Below are 21,149 nucleotides of genomic sequence, written 5' to 3' on the forward strand. Positions count from 1 at the left end.
GTTACTTTTTGAAGTCGGCAATTGAAATAGTTTCGTCACAGAATTCGTATTCTTTTTTTTGATTTGAGCAAATAATAAACAATCTAAAATCGAGCTTGGTACGATCTATTAAATCCAGATACCATTCCTCTCCTTCACTGTCCAGGTTGCTTGTAGGTTCATCCAATAAGACTAACTTTGAATCGGAACAGCAGGCTAAAACTAATTTAACCCGTTGACGCATACCCGATGAAAAATGTTTTATTTCTTTATCTAAGGCGCTTGCTAATCCTAGCAAATTCAAAACACGTTCTTTATCAAAACCTTGGAGGTAACTTTTAAACCGAAAATGAAAATCGATCAATTCACGTAAGGTAAATTCTTCAATCAACTCGATATATGGTGCTGCAATGGACAGCTCTTGATAAACCGCATCTATACCAATGGTATTCGTCTCCATGGTATAAAGCAACTCCCCCTGCGAAGGTGATAAGCTGCCAGAAAGAACCTTCAACAAGGTCGATTTTCCAGAACCGTTTTGACCGAGGACAGCATAGCTCTTCCCGGACTCAAAACGATAATTAATATGCCTGAAAATCCATTCGCTGTTATATCTTCGACCTATATCCTTTAAAGTTATTTCCAAAGCTATACGATTCGGTAATGCTATTACATTGCTCTATTATTGAATCCCTTCATGATACCCCTACCAGAATTACGGATGAAATCTAAAATTTCATCACGGATTTCCGTTGCCTGATATTCAGCTTCAATAATTTCTATTGCCTTAGCTAGATTTCGATTCTGAACAAATAGAATGCGGTAAAGATTTTGAATTTCGGCAATCTGTTCTTCAGAAAAGCCTCTTCTACGCAATCCTACGGAATTAATTCCGGCGTATGAAATCGGCTCACGAGCTGCTTTCACAAAAGGAGGGATATCTTTACGTACTAAGGATCCACCGGTAACAAATGCATGTGAACCAATTTTCACAAATTGATGCACGGCCACCATTCCGGCTAAAACAACATAATCTCCAACGGTAATATGCCCAGCTAGTGTACTATTATTGGAAAAAACACAATTATCACCCACTTCACAATCGTGTGCAACGTGGCTATAAGCTTGAATCAAACAATTTTTACCAATGACAGTTTTATATCGATCCTTTGTACCTCGATTGATTGTCACGCATTCGCGAATAGTAGTATTATCACCAATTTCTGCAGTTGTAACCTCACCATCAAATTTCAAGTCTTGCGGTTCACCAGAAATTACGGCACCGGGATATATCTTACAGTTCTTTCCAATCCGAGCTCCATCCATAATGGTCACGTTTGAGCCAATCCAAGTACCTTCTCCAATGACAACGTCTTTGTAAATGGTTACAAATGGTTCAATGACCACATTTTTAGCAATCTTTGCTTCTGGATGAATATAAGCTAATGGCTGTATCATCTATACTTCTTTAGTTGTTATTTACTCTTACGATCTGTGCCATAAGCTCTGCCTCGCAGACAATTTTTTCTCCCACCATGGCCACACCCTTCATTTTAGCAATGCCTCTCCGGATCGGTTCCATTAAATCGCATCTAAAAATAACAGAATCCCCTGGAGTGACTTGTGCTTTAAAACGCGCATTCTCGATTTTGAGAAATAACGTCAACCAGTTTTCTGGATCTGGGACAGTCTTTAATACGAGGATACCACCAGTCTGTGCCATCGCTTCTATTTGCAGTACGCCAGGAAATAAAGGTGCTCCAGGAAAATGTCCCATAAATAAATCTTCATTCATGGTCACATTCTTTAATCCCACAACATGTGTCTCAGTTAATTCCAGAATTTTATCGACCATGAGCATTGGTTGACGATGTGGAAGGATTTTCATAATCTCCACCGTATCATACAATGCTGGCATATTCGGATCGTAAACTTTAATTTTTTTACGTGTTTTATCTTTCTTGATCTGCTCTTTTATTTTCTTTGCAAACGCAACATTTGCAGCATGTCCCGGACGGGCAGCCATAATATGGCCCTTCAAAGGTCTTCCAACTAAAGCCAGATCGCCTACCATGTCCAATAATTTATGTCGAGCAGGTTCATTCTGATGACGCAGTTGATTATTATTCAGGATACCTTCTTTTGCAACGGCAACAGTCTCCTTATGAAAAAGATGGGCCAGTTTTTGCAGTTCCTCGGGAGAAGTTTCCTTATCAACAATGACAATTGCATTACTAAGATCTCCCCCTTTGATGAGCCCGTGATCCACAAGCATCTCCAATTCATGCAGAAAACAAAACGTACGTGACGAAGCAATTTCTGCTTTGAAATCTTCAATAGATGTAATCGCAGCGTGTTGACTACCCAAAACAGGTGAGTTAAAATCTATCATACAAGTCAAACGGTAACCATCCATAGGCATTCCTAAGATCTCAACTTTACGTTCTGGCTCTGCATAATGAATATTATTAGAAATTTCATAATAATCTCTATCTGCATCCTGTTCTTCAAACCCCGCTTCCTCCAATAATTTCACAAAAATTGCTGCACTTCCATCCAATATTGGAATTTCAGGACCATCGATATCAATTAGAACGTTGTCGATTTGCAGACCAATTAATGATGCCATTAAATGTTCAATTGTACTAACACTTGCTCCATTTTGAGAAATAGTGGTTCCTCTGGAAGTGTCTGTGACATTATCTGCATCAACCAAAATCTCAGGCTGACCTTCTAAATCTATACGTCTGAACTTAAACCAGTGATTTTCCGGGGCTGGTTTGATCGTCATCGATACAATCTTTCCTGTATGAAGACCTACCCCTGAAATTTCAACCTCGTTTTTGATGGTTCTCTGTTTCACATTCATTTCTAATAACATATTTTTAAATCAAAACTTCTTTTGACAAAACCATCATGAGATTATAATAATATATCGAAATAGTAGCAATCTAAGACTGCTCATGATAGCTTCATTACAATTAAATAACAGTTTATTTCAATGAAAAAAGATTATTTTAACTTCGATTCTACTAATTTCTCCAATTCCTGGATCCTTTTCTCCAATTCTGGAAGACGTGCAAATATTACATTGGAGCGCAACTGAGGCTGATAGGGCATTACCGGTGTTCCGCCCCATTTCTTTCCTTCTTCTTTAATTGACCTATTAACCCCCGATTGAGCCTGGATCTGGGAGCCCTTAGCGACAACAATATGTCCTACGACACCAACCTGTCCACCTAAAACCACATGTTCTCCAATTTTTGAACTTCCCGAAATTCCTGTCTGTGCGGCAATAACGGTGTTTTTACCAATATCTACGTTGTGTGCTATCTGAATTAAGTTATCCAATTTGACACCGTCACGCACAATAGTAGCTCCCATTGTAGCTCTATCAATCACCGTATTAGCACCAATCTCGACATTGTCTTCTATCTGAACGTAACCTATTTGTGGAACCTTCTTATAAGTACCATCTTCCTGCGGGGCAAAACCAAAACCATCCGATCCAATCACAACGCCCGAATGAACAACCACATTTTTACCCACTTTACAATCATGATATACCTTCACTCCTGGATAAAGCGTAGTATTGTCATCTATAGTGACTTTGTCCCCTATAAATACTTGTGGATAGATCTTCACATTATCTCCGATCTTTGCGCCTCTACCTATATAAGCAAATGCGCCAATATAGCCTCCAGCCCCTATTGTTGCTTCGGGATGTATAAAGCAAGGCTCTTCACGTCCGCTTTTATCAAGACGAAATTCATTATACATATTCAATATCGTAGAGAAAGCCGCATAAGCATTCTTTACACGAATAATGGTCAATGTAGGCTTGGGTGCTTGCGCCAATTGCAAATCTTCATTCACAATGACAATAGAAGCATCTGTTGTGTAAATAAAATGCTCATATTTTGGATTTGACAAAAAAGAAAGATCGCCTTTTTTACCTTCCTCAATTTTGGCAAGGTTACCTACGGTAACTTCTGGATTCCCCTCAATCCGTCCTTCTAATAATGTCCCTATTTGTTGAGCAGTAAATTGCATGGTACAAATCTATGTTTTTTTATTAAAAAATAACTATCCGATAGAAGGAATTGCAATATATCCTACCTCTTTTGGATAACATAATGCGTATTTGGATACATTTTTAGACAATGCTTCTAAATTTCCAAGATCGGATGCTTCGGTAATATCAATAAGCTCGCCCGACTTCAATAATATCTTGATCTGATCGTTTGAGGGATTATATGCGCGATTTTGAATTTCTTGCGTAAATACATAATAATGGATATCTTCACTTCTTATACCCAAAGACTGTTGGACCGTATTTTTTACTAGATCAAGATAGTCTGCTGAAAAAGGTTTATTACTCATAATTGAGCGATATAGGTCCCTTTTCATAATTCGCTGGCACATTTTACTCAAAATCTCATCTTCATGTTGTTCCCATGTTTTTATTGCTGACATAATATCCGTATCATCTAAACGAGTAAACCAGTCTAAATGCAACGGGTCATCCAAAAAATTTGTCCGATCAATCTGCTGACTCAAAAACCAATGGAACGCTGGGGTAGAAAAAAGTTTTACGCCAGCTGCTGTCAAATATTTCGCCCTTTGTAAAATTTTAATCAATAATTGCTCCGCTCCGATAACTGTTTTATGTAAATACACTTGCCAATACATCAGCCTCCGTGCGATAAGAAATTTTTCCACGGAATAAAGGCCTTTATATTCAACGACGATTTCGTCACCAACAACATTTAACATCTTGATAATCCGGTCAAATGAAATGACTCCCTCAGAAACGCCTGTAAAAAAACTATCTCTGTTCAAATAGTCCATTCGGTCAACGTCTAATTGGCTAGACACAAGTTGATGGAGAAATTTCCGCTCATATTGATTATTAAAAATAGCAATGGCGAGGCTCAATCTTCCGTCTAGATCTCGATTCATACGATCCATCAGTAACGAAGAAAGCAATTCATGAGAAACGCCAGCAATCAAACTATGCTCTAAAGAATGAGAAAAAGGGCCATGCCCTATATCATGCAACAAAATAGCCGCCAAGACTGCCTCTTCCTCAAGCGCTGAAATTTCTATTCCCTTACTACGAAGGGTTTCCAATGCCATTGCCATTAGATGCATCGCTCCAATCGCATGCTGAAAGCGCGTATGCAGTGCTCCTGGATAAACTAAGTGAGTCATACTCACTTGCTTAATATAACGAAGGCGCTGAAAATAGGGATGCTGTACAAGGTCAAAGACCAACCCTGTAGGAATGGCAACAAACCCATATACAGGATCATTGATGATTTTATTCTTGTTCAATGCGGCGATAAATTAATGCTACTTTTCAACATATTAAATTGAAAACCTAGTTTTTAAAACACAAACTCATGGTTATCACTAATATAAACTTAAGACAAAGATAGTTAGTTCATCGTTAAGAAATGTTAAAAATAAATCTGAAGCACGATATTTGCTTATGTTAGCAATATTGAAATCCATTCAATAACCGAGGTATTTTCTTTTGTTACAATTTAATCTGAGTAACACTATCAACCTCTCTTAAATAATAGACATATATAACAAGATGCAAAAAACACATATTCTCTGGGCTGATGACGAAATTGACTTTTTAAAACCTCATATTTTATTTCTAGAAAGTAAGGGGTATAAAGTCGATACCGTCAATAATGGAAATGATGCGGTAGAAGCCTTTAAAAATGGTTTTTTTCATTTAATATTTCTAGATGAAAACATGCCCGGGCTAACTGGCCTTGAAACCCTTGCTATCATCAAATCCATCAATCCTACTGTTCCGATCGTACTTGTAACCAAAAACGAAGAGGAACATGTCATGGAAGATGCCATTGGTTCTAAAATAGATGATTATCTAATCAAACCGGTAAATCCCAAGCAGATTTTGATGACAATAAAAAAACTTACTGAAAATAAACGTATTGTCAACGAAAAGACTTCCATGGCGTATCAGCAAGATTTTCGCAATCTAGGCATGATATTAAACGACAACTTAGATTTCAAGCAATGGTCAGAAGTTTATAAAAAACTAGTTTATTGGGAACTGTCGCTCGAAAAACTCGAAGACAACAACATGCATGAAATATTGACGATGCAAAAGTCCGAGGCAAATATGCAGTTCTCAAAATTTGTTGAAAACAACTATATCAATTGGATCAACCATCCCGAAAATGCACCTATTCTATCCCATCAGCTGTTTAAAAAGAAAGTATTTCCAGTACTCGACGAGGATGTTGCTACTTTTTTCGTCTTGATAGACAATTTACGCTTTGATCAATGGAAAATCATCAACGAGGTAATCACGGATTATTTTAGACTGGAAGAGGAGATAAATTATTTCTCGATTTTGCCTACTGCAACTCAATATGCAAGAAATGCGATTTTCAGCGGCTTAACACCGTTGGAAATGGAAAAACGATTCCCTAAATTATGGCAGAATGACGAAGATGAAGGGGGGAAGAACTTGTATGAAGACAAGTTTCTGGATGATCAGATTAAACGATTATACCGTAAACCGATAAAACATTCCTACACAAAAGTTTTAACCCTCGAACAAGGAAAGGACGTTTTAGATAATCTGGGAAATATGATGCATAACCAGCTCAATATCCTAGTTTACAATTTTGTAGACATGTTGTCCCATGCACGAACAGATAGCTCCATGATTCGTGAGCTGGCTAATGATGAAGCGGCGTATCGTTCGCTTACATTATCCTGGTTTGAGCATTCTCCTCTTTTAGAAGCTTTAAAATGGCTTTCACAGAAAAAAGTACGCGTAATTATCACAACTGACCACGGGACTATTCGGGTCAAAAAACCAAGTAAAATCGTTGGAGATAGAAACACAAATACAAACCTTAGATATAAACAAGGAAAAAATTTAAACTACATTGAAAAAGATGTGTTTACAATCAAGAATCCCCACGATGCGCAACTGCCCAAACTCCATGTTAGCTCTACGTATGTATTTGCGAAAGAAGATTCTTATTTTGTTTATCCCAACAATTACAATCAATTTGTTAATTATTTTAACGGAACATTCCAACATGGAGGAATTTCATTGGAAGAAATGATCATCCCCTTTGCGACATACCTCCCGAAATAGTAATTTTGCAACATGGAAATTATCGTAAATACAACGGCAGATCTTTCTGTTGCGGCCCAAACTCTCTTGCATAGGTTTCCAAAGGATCGTATTTTTCTACTATATGGCCCAATGGGCGCAGGAAAAACAACTTTTATAAAATACTTGTGTGAACAACTGGGCGTAAAAGATAGTACGTCAAGTCCTACCTTTTCCATTGTCAATGAATATGACTCCGACAATGGAACACTCTATCATTTTGATTTTTACCGCATTAAAGATGAACAGGAAGCATTCGATTTTGGCTACGAGGAATATTTCTATTCAGGAGCGTACTGCTTCATCGAATGGCCCGAGAAAATTCCAAATTTATTGCCCGAAGAAGCAAAGGAAATACAGATCAGCATCATAGATGCGCATACCCGTAAAATATCCATCCATTAATCTACCCATATCACAGTCCATTATGGCTAATTCATCGTCTTGTCAATATCTTCCATCCGATACTCATGTACCAGGGCTAGCAGCGATTCACGCTGAACATTTAAGTTTTTCCTTTCATGAAAACAATGTACAGTTTGCCGTTGAAAACGCTTCCTTTGATATCGAAAATGGAAGGATAACCGCTATTATTGGCGAGTCTGGAAGTGGTAAAAGTACGCTACTTAGATTAATTTATGGACTTTTGGAACCTACAGCTGGTGCAGTGCGGTACAAAGGTTGGCGGGTTCCCACACGTAAAGACAAATTAATACCTGGACACGATGCCATGAAACTTGTTTCTCAAGGATTCGATGATCTAAACACCTATGCTAATGTATGGGATAATGTGGCTTCACAATTACCGAATACGGATATTAAACGTAAACAGGATAAAACAGCAGAGATTTTACAACGCTTGCGGATAGACCATTTGGCAAAAAAAAGAGTCGCTGATATCAGTGGTGGCGAAAAACAACGCGTTGCCATCTGCCGTGCATTGATCAATGAACCCGAAGTATTGTTAATGGATGAACCTTTTAACCAAGTCGACGCATCTTTCCGAGATACACTACAACAAGATATAAAAGACATTGTCAAAGAAACAGGTCTTACGATAATTCTGGTGTCACATGATCCCACCGAAGTACTCGCCTTGGCCGATAATCTTATTGTCATGAAGTCGGGCAAAATATTGGATCAAAACAACCCCCATTTGCTGTATAGCCGACCATCACATCCTTATACGGCCCAACTACTGGCAAAAAGTAATATTTTACGCCCCGAGCAAGCACAAAATTTAGGCATAGCAAGTGACAAGGCTATTGCTATCCATCAAGAATGGATTTCTATTACGTCCGCGGAGAAATCACCTTTTTTTATAAAGGACACTAAATTCAGAGGTTTCTATTATGAGATCGTTATTTCCAATAATGAGATCGACCTGCATTGCACGACCATTTCACAGTTAATCCCAAAAAAAAATCAAGCTGTTGATTTAACAATTTCCAATTGGATCCCTTTCGATTGATTAATTTAAGGTAGACATCCAGGACAGAAAGGCATCAAACCACTTTTTGTCCGAAGTTTTATTAATTAACCCAAAACCATGTCCTCCTTTCTCAAAGACATAGAGCGTATTTGGGACTTTGACTTTATCCAGTGCAGCCATCATTCTGTAACTATTTTCAATTGGGACAGCTGTATCATCTTTGGCATGTACAAAGAAAACGGGACATACCTCAGGTGATACCTGTTGCTCAGAAGAAAATAATTGAACGAGCTCATTTGATGGACTTTCTCCAATAAGATTATTTTTTGATCCTTTATGCGTCACATCATTCTGCATAGATATGACCGGATATATCAATCCTGCAAAGTCTGGTCTCAGGGATATGTGAGTGGGATTTGGGATATAATCTTTCTTAAATTTGGTAATTAAGGTTGATGCCAGGTGACCGCCCGCGGAAAAACCGATAACACCTACTTTCTTAATCTGAGGATTAAGAGTCCGTATCAGTTGAACTGCCTGTTGGGCGTCTTGAAGCGGTCCGATACTCTTATCCCGCATAATATTAGGCGAGGGCAATCTATACTGCAATACATAAGCCGAGTATCCATTACTCACCAGTTCCTTAGCAACTGCATGCCCCTCATGATCCATTGCAATATGTGAGTATCCGCCACCCGGAATAACCAGCACGCCAATATTTTTAGCTATATTTTCGTCCGGAGTATAAACAAATAATTTGGGCATATTCTTTTCCAAGAAAGCCCGGCTTTTGTCAGTTGCATTTGGAATAGTATCTTGGTAAAGATTGATAACTTCTTGCGCTTTTACAAGCGAAATCAAAGAACATAAGATCATAAGAATTGTTTTCATCTGTATTTATAGTTATTTAGGTTTCCATCTTTTCTGCCGCCTTGTTGCCCACCAACATTTCTATGATCAACCCCTCTAAAACGGCATTAACTACTTTTTCATCTTGTTCAAGCCTCCGTTACCTTGCTTTATAACGAAGATACGACCAAAAGATCCAAGTCCTTGGCGGTCATATTAAATCGAGAAGCCATATCGGCATTGGTTAGGTTGCCTTGGTATAGGTAGATTGAACTTCGTATGCCTGGGCTTTTCCAAATTGCATTTTTCAATCCACCCAACTCCGCAAAATCTAAGAGGATAGATGTAAAAATATTACTCATCGCATACGTGGCAGTACGCGCGACTCGGGAGGCAATATTAGGAACACAATAGTGAATAACATCGAATTTACGAAAAACTGGTTTATCATGCGAAGTTACTTCCGACGTTTCAAAATTCCCTCCTTGGTCTATGCTGACATCAATAACGACTGAATTCGGCTTCATCTTCGACACTGTTTCTTCGGAAATCACACAGGCAGAGCGGCCATTTCTCGCTCTTAGAGCACCTATAACAACATCTGAACTGATTACAGCTTTATTGAGAATAATAGGTTGAATTACTGAAGTGAACACGCGACTACCGAGATTGTTTTGCAAACGTCTCAGTTTATAAATTGAATTATCAAAAACCTTTACCTGTGCACCAAGGGCTAATGCCGTTCGCGCCGCTTGTTCACCCACCGTTCCAGCACCGATGATCACTACTTCTGTCGAAGCCACGCCGGTAACTCCACCTAGCATAAGCCCTTTACCACCGAATGCATTACTTAAGTATTCGCCCGCGATCAAAGTCGCTGTGGCTCCTACGATTTCGCTCATCGCACGCACGACCGCCAAGCAACCGCCCTCATCTCTTAAGTATTCGTAAGAAATAGCTGTCACCTTTTTATTCATCAATGCCTTTAATACATCTGCATTCATTAAAGAAGGTTGTTGAGATGACAATAACACCTGCCTTTCCTTCATTAATTTAACTTCTGACACGGTAGGACTACCAACTTTAATAATCAAATCAGCTTGATATATTTCTTCTCGTGACGCTACAATGCGGGCACCTTGTTCACTATAATGATGATCTAAAAAATTAGCGCCGGCGCCGGCGCCAGTCTCAATCAGTACTTCATGTCCATTTTCGACCAATAAGGCTACAGCCAAGGGTGTTAAACATATACGCTTTTCCTGAAGTGAAATCTCTTTTGGAATTCCAATAAAAAGACTTTTTGCACTCTTTTTCTTCTCAAACAACATCTCTTTCGTAGAAATCATAGCCTGATTAGCAAGCTTCCCTAACTCATTCATTTTATTAAATTGACTTTAGCTAAAATTACAACAAATAATCAATCTAATCAAACTCATATAAATTTGCCTCAGCAATCGCAATGAAGTGTTAAAAAATACCGGTATCCATTGCTGCGGTCATCCATTGAAAAACGCTTTTCAATGGAAAGATTATCCAGGTGAATACGATGGGAATGAAACAAAATTATCTACATTTGTCTAAATTAATTTAAATATACCATGCTTAGTAAAATCAGTATCGTACCCAGATGGATTATTTTTTTATTGGATATTTTCAGTGTTTCAATTGCCTATCTCCTCGCAAACGTTATTTATTACGATTTCAACTTTGGCTTTTTACTAGATATTGATTTCAGCATAAGGTTTATTTTATTTATTAGCGTTTGCTCCCTATCATTTTACTTGTTTAAAATGTACACTGGGATAATTCGTTACACAAGTGCCATTGATTCCATCCGAATATTATCAACTATAATTTTTAGCGTATTCGTGCTTTTGGTCATTAAATTGATTATTCAAGCCAATGAAATTGAACGAAATATTCCAACAGCATTAATTATCTTCTTTGCCCTCTTCTCATTTTTGATATTAACAGTATATCGAACAATTATCAAGATTTTCTTCTTATACACAAAAAAGGTCAACGGTACCAGAAAGAAAACATTGATCTACGGTGCTGGCGACCTCGGTATTGCTGTAAAAAGAACATTAGATCATGATGTGCGATCGAAAAATGCGATTATTGGTTTTTTGGATGATAACGACCAAAAGATTAATAAAGTAATTGATGGAACAAAAATTTATTCATCCAAGAAGTTTAATCATCTCATCAATACCCTGAATATTGAGGAAGTCATTATTGCTTCTCATAATATACCCTCGGAACGCAAAAATGCAATTACAGATATTGCTTTGGAACGGAATGTAAGTATTCTGACACTCCCGCCGGTCAAAAAAATCATGAATGGGGACCTTAATCCCAATCAGATCCAAAAAATAAAGATTGAAGATCTATTGGAAAGAGATCCAATCAAAATCAATGATGATCATATTCTGAACCAAACAAAAGGCAAAAGAATCCTTGTCACTGGTGCCGCCGGATCGATAGGGAGTGAAATTGCTTCTCAATTGGGGAAATATGAACCCCAGATGATCATTCTTTGTGATCAGGCAGAATCACCATTGCATAATCTCCAACTGGATCTGCAGGATGAATTTCCGAATCAGATATACCATACCTATATCGCCGATATCAGAAGCACAAAACGAATGCGCTTACTCTTTGACACATTCAAACCACATTATGTATATCATGCGGCAGCATACAAGCATGTCCCCATGATGGAAAACCATCCCTTGGAAGCGGTGCAAACCAATGTCATGGGTACCAAAAACCTAGCCGACCTTGCGGTAGAATTTCAGGTTGAAAAATTTGTTTTCGTTTCGACAGACAAGGCCGTCAATCCAACAAATATCATGGGTGCAACTAAGCGGATTGCCGAAATCTATGTGCAATCGCTAAACAATCATTTAGAAAACTCGCTGAGTGAAAAGACAAACACCAAATTTATCACAACGCGATTCGGCAATGTACTTGGCTCCAATGGATCCGTTATTCCAAGATTTAGGGATCAAATCCAAAAAGGTGGCCCAGTAACGGTGACGCACCCCGAAATAACACGTTATTTCATGACTATTCCAGAAGCATGTCGCTTGGTACTTGAAGCTGGGGCAATGGGGCAAGGGGGAGAGATATTTGTGTTTGATATGGGTAAATCAGTAAAAATAGTCGAGTTGGCCAAGAAAATGATCCGCTTATCTGGATTCAAACCCAATGAAGATATTGAAATTAAGTTCACAGGCCTACGACCTGGAGAAAAACTATACGAAGAACTATTGAATGATCTTGAAAACACGATGCCTACACATCATGAAAAAATTATGATTGCCAAGGTTCGTGAAAATAATTACAAGATCATAAGTCTAAAAATAGAAGAGCTCAAACTGCGATTAGCGACACAAAACAAAAACGAGGTCGTTCACCAAATGAAACTCATTGTTCCAGAATTTAAAAGTAAAAATTCGATTTATGAGCAATTAGACAAAGAAATTGAATTGTCCAACGGGGCTGAAAACAAAAGTTAATTCACTTTAAAATTTGCAAAATACTTGCAAATTTGCTCGAAAAGTGTATTTTTGCAATCCATATTTACTGATTAGTAATGTCTAAAAATACAAATAGTACAAATCAAGGTTTCAAACCTTCAAAAGGATCTTTTTTCCAAGATAACCAAAAAAGTGTTGCTTTCATTTTAGGGGGCATTGTTGTATTGATCTTGCTTTACTTTGGATACGAAAAGCTTTATTTGCAACCAAGGGCAGAAGAAGCGTCAAATCGCATGTATAAGGCAGAACAACTTGTTACAATTGACTCGTTACAAAATAAAGCAATTGCTGGTGATGGCGCATTCCTGGGTTTTAAACAAATCGCGGATGAATATTCCAATACTAAATCTGCAAATATTGCAAATGCATATTTAGGCGGTCTTTACTTACGCCAAGGTAAATTTGATGATGCCGTAAAAGCATTGGAAAAATATTCCCCGACAGGAAGTCAGATTTTAGATCCTTTAGTGATTGGTTTAACCGGTGATGCTTATTCCGAGCTTAAAGATTACAAAAAAGCTGCTGACTATTATAAACAAGCTTCTGAAAAATCGAGCAATTCATATACAACGCCGTTATTTCTAAAAAAATTAGGTCTTGTTTATGAGGCTCAAAATGATTACAAAAGCGCTGAAACAGCTTACAAAAAGATCAAAACAGATTTCCCAGAAAGCCAGGAGGCTTCTACGATCGATGGTCTATTGGGTAGGGTACAAGCACATTTATAAGAGATCATAAATACACAAAAAAAGAGGCTATTTGATAGCCTCTTTTTTTGTGACCATCTAAAATCACTATCTTTGCACATATGGCAAGTAGCATTAAAAATCTATCGGACTTTTCGCATATCCAAGTTGCGGATGCGAGTCCATTCAAGTTTGCAATTGTAGTTGCACAATGGAATGCAGAAATTACCGGTGCATTATTGAATGGCGCTATCTCAGGTTTAGAAAAACATGGCGCAAAAGAAAGCAATATTCAAGTGATTGAGGTCCCTGGAAGCTTCGAATTGATTTCTGGAGCAGATTTAACGTTGCGGGATCACAGTTTTGATGCTGTTATTTGCTTGGGCTGTGTCATTCAAGGAGAAACCCGACATTTCGATTTTATTTGCAATGCGGTCGCTAACGGTATTTCCAATGTAGGACTAAAGTATAACAAACCCGCTATCTTTGGTGTATTGACGACAGACAACGTCCAACAGGCCTTGGATCGTGCTGGTGGAAAACACGGCAACAAAGGTGAAGAAGCTGCGATTACAGCAATACAAATGGCTGCCATCGCTAAAAAATTCTAGTTTGGTATCAATTTTGTCTAATATTCAATCGTGAAAAAGTATTCTGGGCCAAAGCATAAAAAGCACCAATACTTTTATTTTAAATAAATCGATTAATAAAGTATCATATTATCTTATTAATCGATTTTTATTTTTTAGATATGATTATGAAAACAGTATCGCGCATACTTCTGATATTTACGCTATCTATATTTTGTCTCGAGCATTTATCTGCTCAGAATGACAGTCTGAACAAGCAAATCTGGCGTAGCATCGGTGGTCAAGGAAAGTGGGATTCGCTACAGTACTTAGCGTTTTCCGCAAAAGGGAATATGGTATCCGAAGAACTGTCCAATGAGGAGCGTAAATTTCTCTTTAACCGGACAACTGGTGAATGTAGATTCGATGGTTATAGCGGTTCAGATCAGGTAACCTACCTATTCAATTTTAAAGGCGGCGGCAATACTGACAAGCTTTTTATCGGCGGAAAGGTAACCGCGGATGGCGAAGAAGTAAAGAAAGCGATAAAAAGCCAGTTGTTTGCAGATCTAAACCTGCTATTGTTACCGACGCTTATTGAGCAAAAAAGTATCCAGCTTAAAAATCAGGAAGAGCAATTTATCGGGGGGCAAAAGCTGACCATCGCAAGCATTACTTCATCGGGCCCAATCTTTGGGACAAGACTCGATGGTTTGGTTTATATCGATCAAAATACAGGGGAGATTACCCGTTATGATTACAGCGATAAAACGGAGAAAATCAGCTATGAGATAAGTAAATACAAGGAGATCGGTGATGGCATACGTCTGCCCAGCTTATTTAACTCCACAAACAATGATAAGAGAACTTGTGTATTTTCGTCTATATCTTCGTTTGTACAAGTGGAACAAAAAAAATTTAAAGAATTATAATCATGATCAATTGGATTGAATTAAATACAGCAGAACAATTAGAGGAACTTTATCAATCGGATAAGGTTGCGGCGATATTTAAACACAGTACGACCTGCGGTATCAGTAATATGGCAAAACGCAGCTTAGAGCGTATGTCCAATATGTCGGATCAGGATTATGCGATTTATCTTTTAGATCTATTGCGCTATCGCCCTATCTCCAATGAAATTGCACAACGTTGGAATATCGAACATCAGTCACCGCAAATACTTATTATTGAAGGCAAAAATAGCCTTTATAATGCATCACATGGTGATATCCAGTTTGATGAAATCGAAAAATACCTCTAATTAGTGAGTTTAAATATTTTATCGCTATCGTAGGCATTCCGTGAAAGATTATCCCAGGTGATCATTGGATTTTCTTCTTTAATCCACGTGGATTTCTTGCAACGATGACTTGGGGCTTTCACATATTGTCAACGAAATATTGAACAGCTACTTATAAATTTCTATGGTAATCTTACCCTCTTTGGTCACGGTTCCGCGGTACATTCCGTCTGTATTAAACGGCATGGCAACATGTCCATTTTTATCCATGGCAATCATCCCCCCATTGCCGCCCATTTCGCCAATTCGTCTGATAACTTCGTGGCTTGCCTGTGCCACATTTTCACCTTTATATTCCATTAAGGCTGATACTGAATAAGCAGCCACGCTACGAATATAAAACTCGCCCCATCCAGTACAGGAAACTGCACAGGTCGTATTATTTGCATAGGTTCCGGCACCAATAATCGGTGAGTCCCCGACGCGGCCAAATTTCTTATTTGTCATCCCGCCTGTTGAAGTCCCCGCAGCTAAATTACCCTGATTATCCAATGCGACACAGCCTACAGTTCCAAATTTATAATCCTTATTAAGGGTTCCCAAACGCCAGCTTCGTTTTTGATCATGATCTAGCTGTATTTTTGTACTGTCTTCTTTTTTAATTTTTTGCAATGCATCCCAACGTGTTTTAGTCCAGAAGTAGGATGGATCGACTAACTGTAAGCCGGCTTCTTTAGCAAACTCTTCTGCACCTTTACCTACCATCATCACATGTTCGGATTTCTCCATGACAGTACGCGCGGCAGAAATTGGATTCCTGATCGTTGTGACTCCAGCGACTGCACCAGCCGCTAAGGTCTTTCCGTCCATAATAGACGCATCCAGTTCATTTTTGCCTGCGTTAGTAAATACAGCACCCTTTCCAGCATTAAACAAGGGCGAATCTTCCATGACATGAATCGCCTGCTCAACAGCATCCAAACTGGATTTCCCTTGTTTTAGCTTTTCATAACCCGCAGTCAGTGCCTCCTCCAGAACGGCTTTATAAGCCTGTTCCATCGAATCAGTCATGTTTTTTTTCAAGATTGTACCAGCTCCGCCATGAATAGCCAGAACAAACTCTTTCTCAGTTGCGGATACAGAATCCTTATAGGGTCTGCAAGCCACCGTTAACAGGCATCCTGCTAATAACGGTAAGATCATCTTTATGCTATTCATCTTCTTTATCCCACCAATCAGATGCCTGTAAATCATCTATTTCACGGCGGTCTTTCTTCGTAGGACGTCCTGTTCCGCGGTCACGCTTAAGTATGGGTGCCTGAAATACCGATTTGTAGCCAACAGTCTCTTCTACTGGGGTTTGATCTTCATAAAACTGAACAGCAGTTTTTGCATCAACCCGACGTTCGAGAAGAGCGATTACTTTAACGACTTTCTTTTCTATTCCTTTTTGGATATGATAGACGTCACCGACCTTAACTTCATAAGAAGGTTTAATATTTTGACCATTCAACTTGACCCGCCCCGCCTTACACGCTTCGGTTGCCAAAGTTCGCGTCTTAAACAATCTTATCGACCATAAATATTTATCAATTCTTAATTTTTCTGATGCTGCAGCCATAATGCAAAAATAGTTATATTAGCAAATTATCGTGGTATTCCCACCGAAAATTAACATATTTCCCTTATGATATTTTCTTCATAAGGGAGAGATCGATAAAGTTGCTTTTAAAAGCAACTTTATCTAAGTTTGTACATCAAAATAAACAAATTCAAATAAGCAAACAAATAATATGGTAGAGCCGCTTAAAAAACTGATTGAGGAAGCTTGGGAAGATAGACAATTATTGGAGTATAAGGAATATACAGAAGCAATTCGTACGGTGATCATGAAGCTCGACAGCGGTGAAATCCGCGTAGCGGAAATGATCGGAACGAGATGGCATGTAAATGATTGGATCAAGAAAGCTGTGATCTTGTATTTCCCGATCAATGATATGCGTGAAATGACAGCTGGTCCCTTTGTATTCCACGATAAAATGAAATTAAAAACGGATTACAAACACACGGGAGTACGCGTTGTTCCTGGTGCTTCCGCCCGTCTGGGTGCGTATTTAGCCAAAGGAGTAATCATGATGCCTTCTTACGTCAATATCGGCGCTTATGTCGATGAAGGTACAATGGTAGATACTTGGGCTACAGTTGGATCATGTGCTCAAATCGGCAAACATGTACACTTAAGTGGCGGTGTAGGCATCGGTGGTGTACTTGAGCCTGTTCAAGCAGCTCCTGTTATCATTGAGGACAATGTATTTATTGGATCAAGAGCAATCGTCGTTGAAGGAATCCGTGTAGAAAAAGAAGCTGTATTAGGTGCTAATGTCGTATTGACCGCATCTACAAAAATTATTGATGTCACTGGACCTGAGCCGGTAGAATACAAAGGTTATGTACCTGCCCGTTCGGTTGTCATCCCTGGATCTTATACCAAAAAATTTGCAGCGGGTGAATATCAAGTTCCTTGCGCATTGATCATTGGTCAACGTAAAGAATCTACTGATAAGAAAACTTCGCTAAATGATGCTTTGCGTGAGCATAACGTAGCTGTCTAAATTCAAGTCAGAACTAAAGAAATTAAAAATGAGCGCATTCGTGGATCGTGAAGATTTGAACAAGGCGTTGGAAACGCTGAAAGCAGGTGGATTAATCTTATACCCAACAGATACGATCTGGGGAATAGGCTGTGATGCCACTAATCCAGAAGCTGTAGAGAAAGTCTTTCAATTGAAAGGAAGAGATAAGTCCAAGAGTCTGATCGTCCTTTTACATAATGACAACCAATTGGCAAGTTATGTGAACGAAATCCCGGATGTTGCTTATCAGCTTATTGAATATACGGACAAGCCACTGACCATTGTCTATTCGAATGCCAAAAATCTTGCCTCCAATGCCATTGCAGAGGACGGTTCGATTGGCATTCGAATTGTCAAGCATCCCTTTTGCGAACAACTATTACAACGCTTCCGTAAGCCTATTATCTCCACTTCAGCAAATATCAGTGGTGAGCCAACAGCGAAAGATTTTGACGAAATCGCTGAAGCGATCAAAACTGGTGTTGATTATATTGTTGCATATGATCAACATGTTAAAACCGATGGCAAATCTTCTACAATTATGAAGCTTGATCCAAGTGGTAAATTTGAATTTATTCGAAAGTAATATGAAAAAGGTTATTTTATTTTTTGTGCTGGCTTTTGGCGTAAGTGCCCAATTATATGCCCAGAAAAAGGAAATTGCTTCCGCAAAACCAGGTGTAGGGTATGGAAAGGAAATTCAGGCAAATAAAGCGATTTCTATTGCCAAACTAGAAAAAGAACTAAGTACAAGAAGTACTTTCAGCGGTAAAATCGAAGGAAAAGTTGTCGAAGTGTGCAAAAAGAAAGGTTGTTTCATGACCTTGCAACGTGATGGGGAAGAACCTATTATGGTACGTTTTAAAGATTATGGTTACTTTATGCCTGCGGATATCATCGGTAAAACAGTTGTTGTTGAAGGCGTGGCCAAGAAGAAAGAAACCTCTGTGGCATCGCTACAACATGCGGCAAAAGACCTAGGCAAGTCGCAATCCGAAATAAATCAGATTACACAGCCGAAAAAAGATATTAATATCGTTGCCGATGGCGTTCTTGTCGTCAGATAAATATCACTTATAATCGTTATCCTGGATAGGAAAGAACTAGTTATTCTGATGAAAAAATTTGAGACTGCAGCTGCACAGTCCATCAATGTAGGTGGAAAGCTCATGACATTTGAGAAACCTGTAATCATGGGAATACTCAATGTGACACCAGATTCCTTCTACGATGGAGGCGATAACACCACTGTCGAAAAAGCCCTGGAGAAGGCAAAGCACCTTCTACAGGCAGGTGCTCAGATCTTGGATATAGGCGCCTATTCTTCACGTCCCGGTGCTCCGTTAATCTCTTCCCAGGAAGAAATAGACAGGGCCCTCCCACCTATCCAAGCAATCAGAAAGGCTTTTCCAGAGGCAATTTTATCCATCGATACCTTCCGGGCAGATGTCGCTGCTGTCGCAATGGATGCTGGTGTGCATATTGTCAATGATGTCTCTGGAGGTACGCTGGATGAGGATATGTTTGCCACTGTGGCTAAATATCAGGTTCCATATATCCTTATGCACATGCGTGGCACGCCCGAAAACATGCAGGAACAGACCGAATATACTGATATTGTGACTGATGTCGCCACCTTTCTGGGGGCGCGTGTTGCCCAGCTCAGGGATCTAGGTGTAAAAGATATTATCCTCGATCCCGGATTTGGCTTTGCCAAAACGGCCGATCAAAACTATGAGCTCCTATACCGTGTCAATGAACTCCACTATTTCGGTCTTCCGATTTTAGGTGGTATATCACGTAAATCGATGATTTATAAAAAATTGGGTATTACGGCAGCGGAAGCCCTTCATGGTACCACAGCATTAAACACCCTATTACTGGAGCGAGGGGTTCAGCTCCTCCGTGTTCATGACGTGGCAGAAGCAAAACAGCTTATTGATCTTTTTTATTAGCGGGATTGCACCGTTCTTCTAAAAAACGTATCCCAGTCTTTCAAGAATACTTACTATTTCCCAATAAATGCTGTGTCACTTAATGTTTCTATAAAAGCGATAATCGCCAATTTTTCCTGTTCCGTTAACGGAATGCGATTGCCATTTTTCTTTAGGATAGGGTCAAGATTCTCTGCGTCCTGCACCCCCTTATCGAAATAGTCCAAAACGGCCCTTAAAGTTGGAAATTGGCCAAAACTTCCGTAAGGTGCTGTATAAGCTGTATTTCTGAGGGAGGGAACACGAAAGGCCATCTGATCGGCAGGTCGTCCGGTAACCCGGGCTCGTCCTGCTTCTTCAGGATTTGGATTCGCAGGAAATCCCACATTTCTGAAACTTTGATCCGTAAACAACGCCGTACTATGACAACTGGCACATTTTAGCTTAAACAGCGTATACCCCCGTTCTTCGGTCTCTGTAAACTTGCCCCCCTCGTTTCTTCTTACTTTGTCATACTTGCTATTCGCCGACACCAATGTGTATTCATATTGTACAAGACTTTTATAAATTCGATCAGGTGTTATGCCACCCTCACCGAATGCTTTTTGAAATAAATCTTTGTAATCGGAATCGTCGCCAATCTTACGGATAACCTCTAATATAGAAGAATTCATTTCTTCATGCGTGATGATGGGAACCAATGGTTGCTTTTCCAGCTCAAGAATATTACCGTCCCAATTATAGAATTTCATAAAGGCCAAATTCTGTAAAGGGGGTGTATTCCGCAGTCCAACCCGCCCCTCAATACCTATTGCCTGCATCTTTCCATCAGAAAAAGCCAGGGAAGGATTATGACAACTTGCACATGAAATCGTGTTATTACCACTGAATCTTTTTTCATTGAATAGTTTCTCACCTAATTCCACACCATATTTCGTAGGTCTATTATCTTTTACAGTAGTATTCAGTGCGGGAAAATCTGTAGGTATAAAAAAGGGAATTTCGGGATTGCTGTCGTTATCCAACACAAAACTATCCTCTTTGCTACAGGATAAAATAATCAACAAAGTAAACAAAATCCCAATTACGGTTTTCATCTGCA

At 39.0% G+C, this 21,149-nt stretch carries 22 protein-coding genes; 12 read left to right on the forward strand and 10 right to left on the reverse strand.

What is annotated here, in order from left to right:
* Position 1: 1 nt before the first annotated feature.
* From HPC41_RS02355 to HPC41_RS02375, 5 genes are all read right to left on the reverse strand, one after another.
* Positions 2-625, reverse strand: a complete 624-nt coding sequence (locus HPC41_RS02355) for an ABC transporter ATP-binding protein (protein WP_172392378.1) — start codon at positions 623-625, stop codon at positions 2-4.
* A gap of 23 nt (positions 626-648) precedes the next feature.
* Positions 649-1,437 (reverse strand): acyl-ACP--UDP-N-acetylglucosamine O-acyltransferase, encoded by a 789-nt coding sequence (gene lpxA, locus HPC41_RS02360; RefSeq protein ID WP_046674771.1) that lies wholly within the window; start codon positions 1,435-1,437, stop codon positions 649-651.
* A gap of 10 nt (positions 1,438-1,447) precedes the next feature.
* A complete protein-coding gene (locus HPC41_RS02365) occupies positions 1,448-2,848 on the reverse strand; it encodes a bifunctional UDP-3-O-[3-hydroxymyristoyl] N-acetylglucosamine deacetylase/3-hydroxyacyl-ACP dehydratase (protein WP_172392464.1) in 1,401 nt (466 codons plus the stop codon).
* A gap of 143 nt (positions 2,849-2,991) precedes the next feature.
* Entirely contained in the window at positions 2,992-4,032 is a 1,041-nt protein-coding gene (lpxD, locus tag HPC41_RS02370) for a UDP-3-O-(3-hydroxymyristoyl)glucosamine N-acyltransferase (protein ID WP_172392379.1), read from the reverse strand.
* A 33-nt stretch (positions 4,033-4,065) separates the two neighbouring features.
* On the reverse strand, positions 4,066-5,316 hold the full coding sequence (locus tag HPC41_RS02375) for an HD domain-containing protein (RefSeq protein ID WP_172392380.1): 1,251 nt from the start codon (positions 5,314-5,316) through the stop codon (positions 4,066-4,068).
* 265 nt (positions 5,317-5,581) lie between these two features.
* Here HPC41_RS02375 and porX point away from each other — a divergent pair, with 265 nt between their 5' ends.
* Genes porX through HPC41_RS02390 form a run of 3 tightly spaced genes read left to right on the forward strand, consistent with a single transcriptional unit; the run spans position 5,582 to position 8,624 of the window.
* Positions 5,582-7,135 carry a T9SS response regulator signal transducer PorX gene (porX, locus tag HPC41_RS02380; RefSeq protein WP_172392381.1) on the forward strand — a complete coding sequence of 518 codons (1,554 nt, stop codon included), beginning with the start codon at positions 5,582-5,584 and terminating at the stop codon, positions 7,133-7,135.
* A gap of 12 nt (positions 7,136-7,147) precedes the next feature.
* Positions 7,148-7,558, forward strand: coding sequence for a tRNA (adenosine(37)-N6)-threonylcarbamoyltransferase complex ATPase subunit type 1 TsaE (gene tsaE / locus HPC41_RS02385; RefSeq protein ID WP_172392382.1), 411 nt, complete (start codon positions 7,148-7,150; stop codon positions 7,556-7,558).
* Between the two features lie 22 nt (positions 7,559-7,580).
* Positions 7,581-8,624: an ABC transporter ATP-binding protein gene (locus HPC41_RS02390; protein WP_172392383.1), complete on the forward strand. Its 1,044-nt coding sequence runs from the start codon at positions 7,581-7,583 to the stop codon at positions 8,622-8,624.
* Here the strand turns inward: HPC41_RS02390 and HPC41_RS02395 are convergent, their stop codons facing one another.
* Together HPC41_RS02395 and HPC41_RS02400 are read right to left on the reverse strand one after the other, a co-directional pair.
* Positions 8,625-9,476: an alpha/beta hydrolase gene (locus tag HPC41_RS02395; protein WP_172392384.1), complete on the reverse strand. Its 852-nt coding sequence runs from the start codon at positions 9,474-9,476 to the stop codon at positions 8,625-8,627.
* A gap of 128 nt (positions 9,477-9,604) precedes the next feature.
* Positions 9,605-10,816 carry an alanine dehydrogenase gene (locus HPC41_RS02400; RefSeq protein WP_172392385.1) on the reverse strand — a complete coding sequence of 404 codons (1,212 nt, stop codon included), beginning with the start codon at positions 10,814-10,816 and terminating at the stop codon, positions 9,605-9,607.
* A gap of 219 nt (positions 10,817-11,035) precedes the next feature.
* Here HPC41_RS02400 and HPC41_RS02405 point away from each other — a divergent pair, with 219 nt between their 5' ends.
* The 5 genes from HPC41_RS02405 (at position 11,036) to ytxJ (ending at position 15,501) form a co-directional block, all read left to right on the forward strand.
* Positions 11,036-12,961 carry a nucleoside-diphosphate sugar epimerase/dehydratase gene (locus HPC41_RS02405; protein WP_172392386.1) on the forward strand — a complete coding sequence of 642 codons (1,926 nt, stop codon included), beginning with the start codon at positions 11,036-11,038 and terminating at the stop codon, positions 12,959-12,961.
* Positions 12,962-13,038: 77 nt separating this feature from the next.
* Positions 13,039-13,710, forward strand: coding sequence for a tetratricopeptide repeat protein (locus HPC41_RS02410; RefSeq protein WP_172392387.1), 672 nt, complete (start codon positions 13,039-13,041; stop codon positions 13,708-13,710).
* Positions 13,711-13,790: 80 nt separating this feature from the next.
* Positions 13,791-14,279, forward strand: coding sequence for a 6,7-dimethyl-8-ribityllumazine synthase (ribH, locus tag HPC41_RS02415; RefSeq protein ID WP_172392388.1), 489 nt, complete (start codon positions 13,791-13,793; stop codon positions 14,277-14,279).
* Between the two features lie 146 nt (positions 14,280-14,425).
* Positions 14,426-15,169 carry a hypothetical protein gene (locus tag HPC41_RS02420; RefSeq protein ID WP_172392389.1) on the forward strand — a complete coding sequence of 248 codons (744 nt, stop codon included), beginning with the start codon at positions 14,426-14,428 and terminating at the stop codon, positions 15,167-15,169.
* 2 nt (positions 15,170-15,171) lie between these two features.
* Positions 15,172-15,501: a bacillithiol system redox-active protein YtxJ gene (gene ytxJ / locus HPC41_RS02425; RefSeq protein WP_216660631.1), complete on the forward strand. Its 330-nt coding sequence runs from the start codon at positions 15,172-15,174 to the stop codon at positions 15,499-15,501.
* Positions 15,502-15,648: 147 nt separating this feature from the next.
* Here the strand turns inward: ytxJ and HPC41_RS02430 are convergent, their stop codons facing one another.
* Both HPC41_RS02430 and HPC41_RS02435 read right to left on the reverse strand, forming a co-directional pair.
* Positions 15,649-16,698, reverse strand: coding sequence for an isoaspartyl peptidase/L-asparaginase family protein (locus HPC41_RS02430; RefSeq protein WP_172392390.1), 1,050 nt, complete (start codon positions 16,696-16,698; stop codon positions 15,649-15,651).
* Complete coding sequence (locus HPC41_RS02435) at positions 16,691-17,101, reverse strand: RNA-binding S4 domain-containing protein (protein WP_172392391.1); 411 nt, start codon at positions 17,099-17,101, stop codon at positions 16,691-16,693. The genes HPC41_RS02430 and HPC41_RS02435 overlap by 8 nt, the downstream gene beginning before the upstream one ends.
* A 172-nt stretch (positions 17,102-17,273) precedes the next feature.
* Between HPC41_RS02435 and HPC41_RS02440 the strand changes: the two genes are divergently transcribed.
* The 4 genes from HPC41_RS02440 to folP are packed head-to-tail and all read left to right on the forward strand — an operon-like array spanning position 17,274 to position 20,068.
* Positions 17,274-18,092 carry a 2,3,4,5-tetrahydropyridine-2,6-dicarboxylate N-succinyltransferase gene (locus HPC41_RS02440; RefSeq protein WP_108636324.1) on the forward strand — a complete coding sequence of 273 codons (819 nt, stop codon included), beginning with the start codon at positions 17,274-17,276 and terminating at the stop codon, positions 18,090-18,092.
* Between the two features lie 28 nt (positions 18,093-18,120).
* Positions 18,121-18,699, forward strand: coding sequence for an L-threonylcarbamoyladenylate synthase (locus tag HPC41_RS02445; protein WP_172392392.1), 579 nt, complete (start codon positions 18,121-18,123; stop codon positions 18,697-18,699).
* A 1-nt stretch (position 18,700) separates the two neighbouring features.
* Positions 18,701-19,180, forward strand: a complete 480-nt coding sequence (locus HPC41_RS02450; protein WP_172392393.1) for a DUF4920 domain-containing protein — start codon at positions 18,701-18,703, stop codon at positions 19,178-19,180.
* Positions 19,181-19,228: 48 nt separating this feature from the next.
* Positions 19,229-20,068, forward strand: a complete 840-nt coding sequence (gene folP / locus HPC41_RS02455; protein ID WP_172392394.1) for a dihydropteroate synthase — start codon at positions 19,229-19,231, stop codon at positions 20,066-20,068.
* A gap of 53 nt (positions 20,069-20,121) precedes the next feature.
* Here folP and HPC41_RS02460 read toward each other — a convergent pair whose 3' ends face one another.
* On the reverse strand, positions 20,122-21,144 hold the full coding sequence (locus HPC41_RS02460) for a cytochrome-c peroxidase (protein WP_216660632.1): 1,023 nt from the start codon (positions 21,142-21,144) through the stop codon (positions 20,122-20,124).
* Between the last annotated feature and the right edge of the window lie 5 nt (positions 21,145-21,149).

Source organism: Sphingobacterium prati, from assembly GCF_013167215.1.
GTDB lineage: Bacteria > Bacteroidota > Bacteroidia > Sphingobacteriales > Sphingobacteriaceae > Sphingobacterium > Sphingobacterium prati.